Below are 13117 nucleotides of genomic sequence, written 5' to 3'. Positions count from 1 at the left end.
GGGCCGGCAGATACGACACCACCGGCCGGTGGTGTCGTATCTGCCGGGTGACCAGGATCTCCTCCACGGGTCCCCGGCCGGTCTCGAACGACGCGCGCGGGGGCGGCGAACCGCACTGGAGCCCGGCGCTCCGCCTCCGTTCGAACCCCGCCATCTCCCCCTGGAGACAAGCGGAACGCGGATTCGCCGTTCGGGACACCACAAAGCCCGACCCAGTTCATCTTCCGTTCATCCAGGTTGCTTACGGTCCACCTGCCACTGACGTCCAACAGAAGCCTGGGTAAATGGAACACATCACGCTCCTCCTCGGAATCGTGATCGTTACCGCTCTCGTGTTCGATTTCACGAACGGTTTCCACGACACCGCCAACGCGATGGCCACCACCATCTCGACCGGCGCACTCAAGCCCAAGGTCGCGGTGGCCATGTCCGCCGTGCTGAACCTTGTCGGCGCCTTCCTCTCGGTGGAGGTCGCCAACACGATCTCCAAAGGCCTCGTCGACGAGTCCGGCATCCAGCCCGAAGTGATCTTCGCCGCCCTGGTGGGCGCGATCCTCTGGAACCTGGTGACGTGGCTCATCGGACTGCCGTCCAGCTCTTCGCACGCCCTCATGGGTGGCCTGGTCGGCGCCACCATCGCCTCGGCCGGCACCGGCGCGGTGCACGGGGACGTCCTGGTCGGCAAGGTGCTCATACCCGCCGTCGCGGCCCCGATCGTGGCCGGTCTGGCCGCGATGCTGGCTACCCGGCTGTCGTACAAGCTCAGCAGGAACGCCGGTGGCAAGGCCACCGAGAAGGGGTACCGCGCCGGCCAGATAGCCTCCGCGGGCCTGGTCTCGCTGGCCCACGGCACCAACGACGCGCAGAAGACGATGGGCATCATCACCCTGGCCCTGGTCGCCGGTGGCGCCGTCGCTCCCGACTCCGACCCGCCGGTCTGGGTCATCCTCTCCGCCGGTCTCGCGATCGCGCTCGGCACCTACCTGGGCGGCTGGCGCATCATCCGCACCATGGGCAAGGGCCTGACCGACCTCCAGCCGCAGCAGGGCTTCGCCGCCCAGACCAGCGCCGCGACGGTCATCCTCGCCTCCGCGCACATCGGCTTCTCCCTCTCCACCACCCACGCGGTCTCCGGTTCCGTGATGGGTGCGGGCCTCGGCCGCAAGGGCGGCGTGGTCCGCTGGTCCACCGCCACCCGGATGTTCGTCGCCTGGGCGCTCACCCTGCCCGCCGCCGCCCTGGTCGGCGCGCTCGCCGAGTGGGTCACCGGCTTCGGCGCCTGGGGCACCACGCTCGTCGCCGTCTTCCTGGTCGCCTCCAGCTTCGCGATCTGGCGCCGCTCGCGCCGCGAGGTCATCGACCACACCAACGTGAACGCCGACGAGCCGGCCGGCGTGGTCACCACGGCCATCGCCGCCGTCACCCCGCCCCCGGCCGGCACCGTGGCCGAGGACCTCACGGCCACCATCCCCGCACCCGCCGAGCCCACGGCGAACCCGTCGGCGCCGTCGCGCGTGGCCTGAGAACCGAAGGAAGAAACAGCATGCACATCGACTGGTCAGCCCTCGGGTCCGTCTTCGGGGTCAGTCTCGGAGCCACCGTCGTCCTCGTCGGCCTCTTCACCCTCGGCGTCGCCGGCCTCTCCAAGAAGGAGTCGGCCCAGGGCGGTTCCGCCGTCGCGGCGGCCACCGGCGCCTACGTCTGCTTCGCGGCCTGCGCCGCGGCGGTGGCGTACGGCATCTCTCTCATCATGAGCAAGTAACCCGGCACGAACGGCCCCGAACGGGCCGTTCCCGGGCAGCACTTCACCTGGGGTGCGGGACGGATCTCCGTCCCGCACCCCTTTGCTGTGTGGGGCTTCGCACACTCTCCCTCCGCAGGTCAACAGCAAGTTGACGGCCGTTCTCACCCCGTGGTGGACTGCCGGAGCCAAGTACGGCGGCATGAGAGGAAGCCGGTGCGAATCCGGCGCGGTCCCGCCACTGTCATCGGGGAGGAAACTCCCCGGGAGCCAGGAACTCTCGCCGCCGGTCTCGTCGAACCAGGGCGTGGACACCCTGAGTGAGGACATATCGCCATGCGCGGCTGCCCGTTGCCGGTTCCGTCGTCCCTGAGAGTTCCGCCGCACCGCACGGCGGGCTGACCCCGTGCGGGCCGATCGCGTCTTCGCGTACGGCGCCGCCGCCGGCCTCCTCGGCGACCTGCTGCTCGGCGATCCCCGCCGGGCCCATCCGGTCGCCGCGTTCGGGCGGGCGGCCGGGGCCGTCGAGCGGACCCTGTGGCGTGACCACCGCGGGTGGGGCGCGCTGCACACAGCCGTGTGCGTGGGCGGGGCCACCGGCCTCGCCGCGCTCGCCGGCCGTTCCCTGCGTTCCTCGGGCGCCGCGTCCGTCGCCCTGACCGCCGCCGCCACCTGGGCCGTCGTCGGGGGGACCTCACTCGGCCGAGAGGCACGGGCGATCGGCGGCGCGCTCGCGGCCGGGGACCTCGACGTCGCCCGGGAGCGGCTGCCGCATCTGTGCGGGCGCGACCCGCAGGCGCTGGACGCCGACGGTGTCGCGCGGGCCGTCGTCGAGTCCGTCGCCGAGAACACCTCCGACGCGGTGGTCGGCGCGCTGGTCTGGGGTGCCGCCGCCGGCGTACCCGGACTGGTCGCCTTCCGCGCCGTCAACACGCTCGACGCGATGGTCGGGCACAAGTCCCCCAAGTACCGCCGCTACGGCTGGGCTTCGGCACGGCTCGACGACGTCGCCGGCTGGCCCGGAGCCCGGCTGACCGCCGTCCTCGCCACCGTGGCCGGACCCGACCCGCGGGGCGCCGTCCGCGCCTGGCGAGGCGACGCGCGCAGACATCCGAGCCCCAACGCCGGTCCGGTGGAGGCCTCCTTCGCCGGCGCGCTCGGTGTGCGGCTCGGCGGAACCCTCTCGTACGGGGGCCGGGTCGAGCACCGGCCCGTGCTCAACGACACCGGGCGCCCCGTCCGGGTCGCCGACATCGAACGGGCCGTACGGCTCTCCCGTCGCGTCGGCTGGCTGGCCCTCGGCGTGAGTGCCGCCGCACGCGTACTGCTGACCAGGAAGGGACGTACGGCATGAGCGGCGGACTGCTGATCGCCGGGACCACCTCCGACGCGGGCAAGAGCGTCGTGACCGCCGGGATCTGCCGGTGGCTGGTACGCCAGGGCGTGAAGGTCGCCCCGTTCAAGGCGCAGAACATGTCCCTGAACTCGTTCGTCACGCGGGAGGGCGCCGAGATCGGCCGGGCACAGGCCATGCAGGCCCAGGCCGCCCGCGTGGAGCCGACGGCGCTGATGAACCCCGTGCTGCTCAAGCCGGGCAGCGACCGCAGCAGCCAGGTCGTGCTGATGGGCAGGCCGGTGGGCGAGATGAGCGCCCGCGGGTTCTTCGGCGAGCCGGGAGGCGCGCTGTCGGCCGGCGCCTCCTCCGGAGGTTCCCCGCACGGGGGCCACCGGGAAGCACTGCTCGGCACCGTTCTCGACTGTCTCGCCCAGTTGCGGGGCACGTATGACGCGGTGATCTGTGAGGGGGCCGGCAGTCCGGCGGAGATCAATCTGCGGCGCACCGACATCGTGAACATGGGGGTCGCGCGGAACGCGGGGCTGCCCGTGCTCGTCGTCGGCGACATCGACCGGGGCGGGGTGTTCGCCTCGTTCTTCGGAACGGTCGCCCTGCTGTCGCCCGAGGACCAGGCGCTCGTCGCCGGGTTCCTCGTCAACAAGTTCCGCGGCGACGTCGCACTGCTGGAGCCCGGGCTCGACATGCTGCACGGTCTCACCGGGCGCCGCACCTACGGTGTGCTGCCCTTCCAGCACGGGCTGGGGATCGACGAGGAGGACGGGCTGCGGGTCTCGCTGCGCGGCACGGTCCGCGAATCGGCCGTCTCCTCCCCCCTGGGAGCGGACATCCTGCGGGTCGCCGTGTGCGCGGTCCCGCTGATGTCGAACTTCACCGACGTGGACGCGCTGGCCGCCGAACCGGGCGTCGTCGTCCGGTTCGTGGACCGGGCGGAGGAACTGGCCGACGCGGACCTGGTCGTCGTGCCGGGGACCCGGGGCACCGTGAAGGCATTGGCGTGGCTGCGTGAGCGGGGCCTCGCCGACGCGATCGCCCGCCGGGCCGCCGAGGGGCGCCCGGTGCTGGGGATCTGCGGCGGCTTCCAGCTCCTCGGGGAACACATCGACGACGAGGTCGAGTCGCGGGCCGGCCAGGTCGACGGGCTCGGACTCCTCCCCGTCCGCGTGCGGTTCGCGCGGGAGAAGACCTTGACCCGGCCGGTCGGCGAGGCGCTCGGCGAGCCCGTCGAGGGGTACGAGATCCATCACGGTGTCGCCGAAGTGACCGGCGGTGAGCCCTTCTTGGACGGGTGCCGGGTCGGCGCCGTCTGGGGCACGCACTGGCACGGCTCCCTGGAGTCGGACGGTTTCCGCCGGGCCTTCCTGCGCGCGGTGGCCGGCGCCGCGGGCCGCCGCTTCGTGCCGGCGGCCGACACGTCGTTCGCGGCGCTGCGCGAGGAGCAGCTGGACCGGCTCGGCGACCTGATCGAGGAACACGCGGACACGGACGCGCTCTGGCGGCTCATCGAGTCGGGCGCGCCGCAAGGACTGCCTTTCATTCCACCGGGAGCGCCCGCATGAGCACAGTGTTGTTGTTGTCGACCGCCGACACGGATCTGCTGGCGGCCCGCGCCTCCGGCGCCGCCTACCGGATCGGCAATCCGACCCGGGTGGACGTCACGGACGAACTCCCCGCGCTCGTCGAGGGCGCCGACCTCGTCGTCGTACGGCTGCTGGGCGGCAAGCGGGCCTGGGAGGACGGGCTGGCCTTCCTGAAGGCGTCCGGCGTCCCGACCGTGCTGCTGGGCGGCGAGTCCGTCCCGGACGCCGAGCTGATGGCCGAGTCGTCGGTCCCGGCCGGGGTCGTCGCGGAGGCGCTGCGCTATCTCGTCGAGGGCGGCCCGGCCAACCTCGCCGAGCTGGCCCGGTTCCTCTCCGACACCGTGCTGCTGACGGGCGAGGGGTTCGAGGAGCCGCACAGGACCGCGGAGTTCGGGGTCCACGGCGAGCGCGCGTTCGTCGAGGGCCGGCCGACCGTCGGCGTGCTGTTCTACCGGGCGCACGAGCTGTCCGGGAACACGGCGTTCGTCGACACCCTGTGCGACGCGATCGAGGCGCGCGGCGCCAACGCCCTGGCCGTGTACTGCGGTTCGCTGCGCGACGCGGACGCGGGCCTGTACGAGATCCTCGGCCGGGCCGACGCGCTCGTCGCCACCGTCCTCGCGGCGGGCGGCACCCACGCCTCGCAGGCGTCCGCGGGCGGCGACGAGGAGGCCTGGGACATCGGGGCGCTCGCCGACCTCGACATCCCCGTCCTGCAGGGGCTCTGCCTGACCTCGTCGAGGAGCGCCTGGGACGCGTCCGACGCCGCGCTGTCCCCCATGGACGCGGCGATGCAGGTCGCGATCCCGGAGTTCGACGGCCGTCTGATCACCGTGCCGTTCTCCTTCAAGGAGCCGGGTCCGGACGACGTCCCGGTGTACGTCGCCGACCCCGAGCGGGCCGCGCGCGTCGCCGGGATCGCCCTGCGGCACGCCCTGTTGAAGCACAAGCCGAACGCGGAGAAGAAGCTCGGCATCGTCTTCACCGCCTACCCGACCAAGCACTCGCGGGTCGGCAACGCGGTCGGTCTCGACACCCCCGCCTCCGCCGTGCGGGTGCTCGACGCGCTCCGGGACGCGGGCTACGCCCTGACCGAATACCCGGACAACGGCGACGAGTTGATCCACCGGCTCATCGCGGCCGGCGGCCACGACGTGGAGTGGCTGACCGAGGACCAGCTCGCCGCCGCCCCGGCGCGCGTGCCGCTGGCGGACTACCGGGCCTGGTTCGACACGCTCGACCCGGATCTGCGCGCCGGCATGCTGGAGGCCTGGGGCGAACCGCCGGGCTCGCTCTACATCGACGGTGACGACATCGTGCTGGCGTGCCTGGAGTTCGGGAACGTCGTCGTGATGATCCAGCCGCCGCGCGGCTTCGGCGAGAACCCGATCGCGATCTATCACGACCCGGACATGCCGCCCTCCCACCACTACATGGCGGCCTACCGCTGGCTGGAGAACAGTTTCGGCGCGGACGCCGTCGTGCACATGGGCAAGCACGGCACGATGGAGTGGCTGCCGGGCAAGGGGCTCGGGCTCAGCGGTGGCTGCGCGCCCGACGCCGTCCTCGGTGAACTCCCCCTGGTGTACCCGTTCATCGTCAACGACCCGGGCGAGGGCACGCAGGCCAAGCGGCGCGGGCACGCGACCGTCGTCGACCACCTCGTGCCGCCGATGGCCCGCGCGGACACCTACGGGGACCTCGCCAAGCTGGAACAGCTCCTCGACGAGTACGCGCTGGTGTCCGACCTGGACCCGACGAAGGCCCCGGCGGTCCGCGCGCAGATCTGGACCCTGGTCAAGGCCGCCGAACTCCATCACGACCTGCACGTCGACGACCAGCCGGACGACGGTGACTTCGACGCGTTCGTGATGCACATCGACGGCTATCTGTGCGAGATCAAGGACGTGCAGATCCGCGACGGCCTGCACATCCTGGGCGGCGGCCCGGAGGCGGAACCGCGGGTGAACCTGGTGCTGGCCGTGCTGCGCGCCTCGCAGGTGTGGGGCGGCGCGGCGAACGCGCTGCCCGGTCTGCGCGCCGCTCTCGCCGAGCACTTCGGCCTGGTGGAGAAGGAGTTGCTGGCCGAGCCGGGGGCCCCGGTGAAGGTGCCGGCCGAGCTGAGCGATCTCGTGGAGGGCCCCTCCCGTACGGCGGCCGACGCGATCGACCTGCTGGAGCAGCTGTGCCGGCGGGCGGCGCTGGGCATGGAGGAGCGCGGCTGGGACACGGCCGCCGTCCCGGCCCTCGCACGCGAGGTGCTGGGCGCCGAACTCCCGGACGCCGTGGCCGTGCTGGAGTTCGCGTGCCGCGAGGTCGTGCCGCGGCTCGCCCGGACGACGGACGAGATCGGGCACATCCTCAAGGCGCTGAACGGCGGCTACGTCCCCGCGGGTCCGTCGGGTTCGCCGACGCGCGGACTCGTCAACGTGCTGCCGACCGGCCGGAACTTCTACTCCGTCGATCCCAAGGCCATCCCGTCCCGGCTGAGTTGGGAGGTCGGCCAGTCCCTCGCGGACTCGCTGGTGCAGCGCTACCTCCAGGACACCGGTGACTACCCGACGTCCGTCGGGCTGACGGTCTGGGGCACGTCCGCCATGCGCACGCAGGGCGACGACATCGCGGAGATCCTCGCGCTGCTGGGCTGCCGCCCGGTGTGGGACGACGCCTCGCGGCGCGTCACCGGCTTCGAGGTCGTCCCGCTCGACGAGCTGGGACGCCCCCGCATCGACGTCACGGTCCGTATCTCGGGCTTCTTCCGGGACGCGTTCCCGCACGTGGTCGGGCTTATCGACGACGCGGTGCGCACGGTCGCCGAACTGGACGAGCCCGCCGACCGCAACTACGTGCGCCGGCACGCCGACGAGGACACCGCCGAGCACGGTGACCGGCGGCGCGCGACCGCCCGTATCTTCGGTTCGAAGCCGGGAGCGTACGGCGCCGGACTGCTGCCTCTGATCGACGCCCGCAACTGGCGCTCGGACGCGGACCTCGCCGAGGTGTACGCGGTGTGGGGCGGTTACGCCTACGGGCGCGGGCTCGACGGACGCGCGGCGCGCGGCGACATGGAGACCGCGTTCAAGCGCATCGCGGTCGCGGCGAAGAACGTCGACACCCGCGAGCACGACCTCGTCGACGCCGACGACTACTTCCAGTACCACGGCGGCATGGTCGCGATGGTGCGCCATCTGACGGGCTCCAGCCCGGAGGCGTACGTCGGCGACTCGGCCGTGCCCGACCAGGTGAAGACGCGCACCCTCGGCGAGGAGACGCACCGTGTCTTCCGCGCCCGGGTGGTCAACCCGCGCTGGATGGCCGCGATGCGGCGGCACGGCTACAAGGGCGCCTTCGAGATGGCGGCGACGGTCGACTACCTCTTCGGGTACGACGCGACGGCCGGTGTCGTGGACGACTGGATGTACGAGAAGCTCAGCGCGGAGTACGTCTTCGACGCGGAGAACCGGGACTTCATGAAGCAGTCCAACCCGTGGGCGCTGCGCGGTATCACCGAGCGGCTCCTCGAAGCGGCCGACCGCGGTCTGTGGGCCGAGCCGGACGCGGACACGCTGGAGCGGCTGCGCACCACCTATCTGGAGCTCGAAGGCGACTTGGAGGGCGACGACCAGTGAGTACTCCGTTCCCGTTCACGGCGGTGGTCGGCCAGGACGACCTGCGGCTCGCGCTGCTGCTGAACGCCGTGTCCCCGGCCGTGGGCGGCGTGCTCGTCCGCGGCGAGAAGGGCACCGCCAAGTCGACGGCCGTACGGGCCCTTTCGGCGCTGCTGCCGGCCGTCGACGTGGTCACCGGCTGCCGTTTCTCCTGCGATCCGGGGGCCCCGGACCCGGCGTGCCCCGACGGGCCGCACGAGGTGGAGGCGTCCACGACCCGTCCGGCCCGGATGGTCGAACTGCCCGTCGGCGCCTCCGAGGACCGGCTGGTCGGCGCCCTGGACATCGAGCGGGCGCTCTCCGAGGGCGTCAAGGCCTTCGAGCCGGGCCTGCTCGCCGACGCGCACCGCGGCATCCTCTACGTCGACGAGGTCAACCTGCTCCACGACCATCTGGTCGACCTGCTGCTGGACGCGGCCGCGATGGGCGCCTCCTACGTCGAGCGCGAGGGCGTGTCCGTACGGCATGCGGCGCGGTTCCTGCTCGTCGGGACGATGAACCCCGAAGAGGGCGAGCTGCGGCCGCAGTTGCTGGACCGGTTCGGGCTGACCGTGGAGGTCGCCGCGTCGCGGGAGCCCGACCAGCGGGTCGAGGTCGTGCGCCGCAGGCTCGCCCACGACGACGACCCGGCGGCGTTCGTGGCGCGCTGGGCGGACGAGGAGGCGGAGGTGCGGGCCCGGATCGTGGCGGCCCGCGCGCTGCTGCCGTCCGTGCGGCTCGGGGACGGCGCGCTGCGGCAGATCGCGGCGACCTGCGCGGCCTTCGAGGTGGACGGCATGCGCGCCGACATCGTGATGGCGCGGACGGCGACCGCGCTCGCCGCGTGGGCGGGGCGCACCGACGTGCTCGCCGAGGACGTCCGGCAGGCGGCCCTGCTGGCCCTGCCGCACCGCAGGCGGCGCAACCCCTTCGACGCGCCGGGACTCGACGAGGACAAACTCGACGAGACGCTGGAGGAGTTCAGCGGTTCGGACGGCGAGGGCGACAACGGCCCCGACGACGACCCTGACCCGGACGGGCCGGGCGGCGGCGGTCAGCCGCCGCAGGAGGGGCCGGACGACGGTTCTCCCGCCGGTGACGTGCCCGCGCAGGGCGAGCCGTCGGAGGACGGGCAGGCCCCGGCCGGTCAGAGCGCGGGCGAGCAGTCGCCGGTGCGGTCGGCCGAACCGTTCCGGACGAAGGTGCTGAGCGTGCCCGGCCTCGGTGAGGGTGCGGCCGGCCGGCGTTCGCGCGCGCGGACCGAGCACGGCCGGACGACCGGTTCGCGGCGTCCCCGGGGGACGCTCACCAAGCTGCACCTGGCGGCGACCGTCCAGGCCGCCGCCCCGCACCAGCTGGCGCGCGGACGGTCGGGACGGGGTCTCGTCGTGCGGCGGGACGATCTGCGGCAGGCGACGCGGGAGGGCCGTGAGGGCAACCTCGTGCTGTTCGTCGTGGACGCCTCCGGTTCCATGGCCGCGCGGCAGCGGATGAGCGCCGTCAAGGGCGCGGTGCTGTCGCTGCTGCTCGACGCCTACCAGCGGCGGGACAAGGTGGGGCTCGTGACGTTCCGCGGGTCGGCCGCCGAGGTCGCGCTGCCGCCCACGTCGTCGGTGGACGCGGCGGCGGTCCGGCTGGAGTCGCTGCCGACGGGCGGCCGCACGCCGCTGTCCGCCGGGCTGCTGCGGGCGCACGAGGTGCTGCGCGTCGAGCGGCTGCGGGACTCCGCGCGGCGGCCGCTGGTCGTCCTGGTGACCGACGGGCGCGCCACGGGCGGGCCCGAGCCGGTCGCGACGGCCGGGCGCGCGGCGCGGCTGTTCGCGGCCGACGGGGTCGCGTCGGTGGTCGTCGACTGCGAGTCGGGGCCGGTGCGGCTCGGGCTCGCGGGACAGCTCGCGGGTGAACTGGGCGGAACGGCGGTGACGTTGGACGCGCTGCGGGCCGACTCCCTCGCCGGACTCGTCCGGGACGTGCAGGGGACTTCGAGGAGGGCCGCGTAGTGCCGCAGGGACAGCCGAGTGTCGTACCGGACGACGGACTGACGACCCGCCAGCGACGGAACCGTCCGCTGGTCGTCGTGCACACGGGCATCGGCAAGGGCAAGTCGACGGCCGCGTTCGGGCTCGCGCTGCGCGCCTGGAACCAGGGATGGCCCATCGGGGTGTTCCAGTTCGTCAAGTCGGCGAAGTGGAAGGTCGGCGAGGAGAACGCGCTGCGCGTGCTCGGGGCCTCCGGCGAGGGCGGCACCGTCGACTGGCACAAGATGGGCGAGGGCTGGTCCTGGGTCCAGCGCGACGCGCAGATGGACAACGAGGAGAAGGCCCGCGAGGGCTGGGAGCAGGTCAAGCGGGACCTCGCCGCGGAGACGTACAAGCTGTACGTGCTCGACGAGTTCGCGTACCCCATGCACTGGGGATGGGTGGACACCGACGAGGTGGTGGAGGTGCTGCGGGACCGGCCCGGCACCCAGCACGTCGTCGTCACCGGCCGCAACGCCCCCGAGAAGCTCGTCGGGATCGCCGACCTCGTGACGGACATGTCCAAGGTCAAGCACCCGATGGACGCGGGCCAGAAGGGCCAGAGGGGCATCGAGTGGTGATGTCCTCCGTCCCCCGGCTGGTCGTCGCCGCGCCCTCTTCGGGCAGCGGCAAGACCACCGTGGCCACCGGGCTGATGGCGGCCTTCGCCGCGCGGGGGCTCGCCGTGTCCCCGCACAAGGTGGGGCCCGACTACATCGATCCCGGCTACCACGCGCTCGCCACCGGGCGCGTGGGACGGAACCTGGACTCCTACCTGTGCGGCACCGAGCTGATCGGGCCGCTGTTCGCGCACGGCGCGCGCGGCTGCGACCTCGCGGTCGTCGAGGGCGTGATGGGCCTCTACGACGGCGCCGCCGGGGAGGGCGAACTCGCGTCCACGGCGCAGGTGGCGAAGCTGCTGCGCGCGCCCGTGGTGCTGGTCGTCGACGCCTCCTCGCAGTCGCGGTCGGTGGCCGCGCTGGTGCACGGCTTCGCCTCCTGGGACCCCGGGGTGCGGGTCGCCGGGGTGATCCTCAACAAGGTGGGCTCGGACCGGCACGAGGCCATGCTCCGCGAGGCGCTGGACGCCTCCGGAGTGCCGGTTCTCGGCGCCCTGCGGCGCGCCCCGCAGGTCGGCACCCCGTCGCGGCACCTGGGGCTCGTGCCGGTCGCCGAGCGGCGCGCGGAGGCGGTCGAGGCGGTCGCCGCGATGGCCGCGCAGGTGCGCGCCGGGTGCGACCTGGACGCGCTGTTCGCGCTGGCACGCGGCGCGGGCGAGCTGCCGGGCGTCGCGTGGGACGCGGCCGGGGCGGTCCGCCCGTCGGCCCCGGCGGAGCACACCGCGACGGCCGGGCGCGCTCCGACGACGGACGGGACGGCCCCCTCGACGGCGCCGGGAACTCCGTCCGGGACGAGGCGCGTCGCCGTCGCGGGGGGTCCCGCCTTCACCTTCTCCTACGCCGAGCACGCCGAACTGCTCACCGCGGCCGGGGCCGAGGTCGTCGTCTTCGACCCGCTCCGGGACGAACGGCTCCCCGAAGGAACGGGCGGACTGGTCATCGGCGGCGGCTTCCCCGAGGTGTACGCGCCCGAGCTGTCCGCCAACGAGCCGCTGCGCAAAGCGGTGGCCGAGCTGGCGTTCGCCGGAGCACCGGTCGCGGCCGAGTGCGCCGGGCTGCTCTACCTGGCGCGGGAGCTCGACGGCCGGCCCATGTGCGGGGTGATCGACGCCACGGCCCGGATGGACGAGCGGCTCACCCTCGGCTACCGGGACGCGGTGGCCGTCGGCGACAGTGTGCTCGCCGTGGCCGGTAGGCGGATGCGCGGCCACGAGTTCCACCGGACCGTCGTCGAGCCCGGCGCCGGTCCGGCCCCCGCCTGGGGGGTGCGCGCCCCCGAGCGGCGCGTCGAAGGTTTCGTGCAGCGCGGTGTGCACGCGAGTTATCTGCACACGCACTGGGCGTCCGAGCCCGGTGTGGCCCGTCGGTTCGTGGAGAGGTGCCTGACGTCATGAGCAGCAAGCTGATCGGAGTCGGGGTCGGCCCCGGCGACCCCGAGCTGGTGACCGTCAAGGGCGTCAACGCGCTCCGGGCCGCGGAGGTCGTCGTCGTCCCCGTGATGGACACCGGCGAGCGGGGGCGCGCCGAGGCGACCGTCCTGCACTACGTGCCCGAGGAGAAGGTCCTGCGGGTGGTCTTCGCGCTCAACGAGCGCAGCGACCACGCGCGGCGCGAGGCGGCCTGGGACGCGGCGGGCGCGCGGGTCGCGGACCTCCTGGCCCGGCACTCCACGGTCGCCTTCGCGACCATCGGGGACCCCAACGTGTACTCGACGTTCACCTATCTCGCCCACACCATCGGCGAGCTGGTCCCCGGCACGGTCGTGGAGAGCGTTCCCGGCATCACCGCCATGCAGGACCTCGCGGCCCGCTCGGGCGCCGTACTCACCGAGGGCACCGAGCCGCTCACGCTCGTCCCGGTGACGGCGGGCGCGGCGGTGCTGAAGGACGCGCTGAACGGGCCGGGCACGGTCGTCGCGTACAAGTTCGGGCGGCAGGCCCGGGAGGTCGCCGAGGCGCTGCGGGACAGCGGGCGGATCGACGACGCGGTCTGGGGGTCGGCGCTCGGTCTGGAGGGCGAGTCGATCCGGCGGGCCGACGACCTCGAGGGCGAGCCGCTGCCGTACCTCTCGACGCTCATCGCGCCCGCGCCGCGCGACGGGAAACGCGGCGGGAAACTGTGAACCGCACCCCGCCGGCACGTCCGGCGGGCGGCGCG

At 73.4% G+C, this 13117-nt stretch carries 9 protein-coding genes and 1 riboswitch; all 9 genes read left to right on the top strand.

Features of this window, described 5'->3' with window-relative positions:
* Positions 1 to 284 precede the first annotated feature (284 nt).
* The 9 genes from ABZT74_RS33845 to cobI all read left to right on the top strand — a co-directional run bounded on the left by ABZT74_RS33845 (position 285) and on the right by cobI (position 13082).
* Positions 285 to 1523 carry an inorganic phosphate transporter gene (locus tag ABZT74_RS33845; protein ID WP_356174067.1) on the top strand — a complete coding sequence of 413 codons (1239 nt, stop codon included), beginning with the start codon at positions 285 to 287 and terminating at the stop codon, positions 1521 to 1523.
* A 20-nt stretch (positions 1524 to 1543) separates the two neighbouring features.
* Positions 1544 to 1762: a hypothetical protein gene (locus ABZT74_RS33840; protein WP_081223696.1), complete on the top strand. Its 219-nt coding sequence runs from the start codon at positions 1544 to 1546 to the stop codon at positions 1760 to 1762.
* A gap of 137 nt (positions 1763 to 1899) precedes the next feature.
* Positions 1900 to 2044: riboswitch (cobalamin riboswitch) on the top strand.
* A 103-nt stretch (positions 2045 to 2147) separates the two neighbouring features.
* On the top strand, positions 2148 to 3095 hold the full coding sequence (locus ABZT74_RS33835) for a cobalamin biosynthesis protein (protein ID WP_356174064.1): 948 nt from the start codon (positions 2148 to 2150) through the stop codon (positions 3093 to 3095).
* The gene (locus tag ABZT74_RS33830) at positions 3092 to 4654 is read left to right on the top strand and encodes a cobyric acid synthase (protein ID WP_356441204.1); all 1563 of its coding nucleotides are present in this window, start codon (positions 3092 to 3094) and stop codon (positions 4652 to 4654) included. The genes ABZT74_RS33835 and ABZT74_RS33830 overlap by 4 nt, the downstream gene beginning before the upstream one ends.
* Positions 4651 to 8304: a cobaltochelatase subunit CobN gene (gene cobN, locus ABZT74_RS33825; RefSeq protein WP_356441201.1), complete on the top strand. Its 3654-nt coding sequence runs from the start codon at positions 4651 to 4653 to the stop codon at positions 8302 to 8304. The genes ABZT74_RS33830 and cobN overlap by 4 nt, the downstream gene beginning before the upstream one ends.
* Positions 8301 to 10322 (top strand): putative cobaltochelatase, encoded by a 2022-nt coding sequence (locus ABZT74_RS33820; protein ID WP_356441198.1) that lies wholly within the window; start codon positions 8301 to 8303, stop codon positions 10320 to 10322. The genes cobN and ABZT74_RS33820 overlap by 4 nt, the downstream gene beginning before the upstream one ends.
* Entirely contained in the window at positions 10322 to 10921 is a 600-nt protein-coding gene (gene cobO, locus ABZT74_RS33815; protein WP_356441195.1) for a cob(I)yrinic acid a,c-diamide adenosyltransferase, read from the top strand. The genes ABZT74_RS33820 and cobO overlap by 1 nt, the downstream gene beginning before the upstream one ends.
* A complete protein-coding gene (locus ABZT74_RS33810; RefSeq protein WP_356441192.1) occupies positions 10921 to 12354 on the top strand; it encodes a cobyrinate a,c-diamide synthase in 1434 nt (477 codons plus the stop codon). The genes cobO and ABZT74_RS33810 overlap by 1 nt, the downstream gene beginning before the upstream one ends.
* A complete protein-coding gene (gene cobI, locus ABZT74_RS33805; RefSeq protein WP_356174047.1) occupies positions 12351 to 13082 on the top strand; it encodes a precorrin-2 C(20)-methyltransferase in 732 nt (243 codons plus the stop codon). The genes ABZT74_RS33810 and cobI overlap by 4 nt, the downstream gene beginning before the upstream one ends.
* Positions 13083 to 13117: the final 35 nt, after the last annotated feature.

The sequence above is a fragment of the Streptomyces sp. NPDC005302 genome (genome assembly GCF_040607345.1).
Classification (GTDB): Bacteria; Actinomycetota; Actinomycetes; order Streptomycetales; family Streptomycetaceae; genus Streptomyces.
Note: the sequence above shows the minus strand (reverse complement) of the source record. Positions and strands in the feature narration are given on the sequence as shown.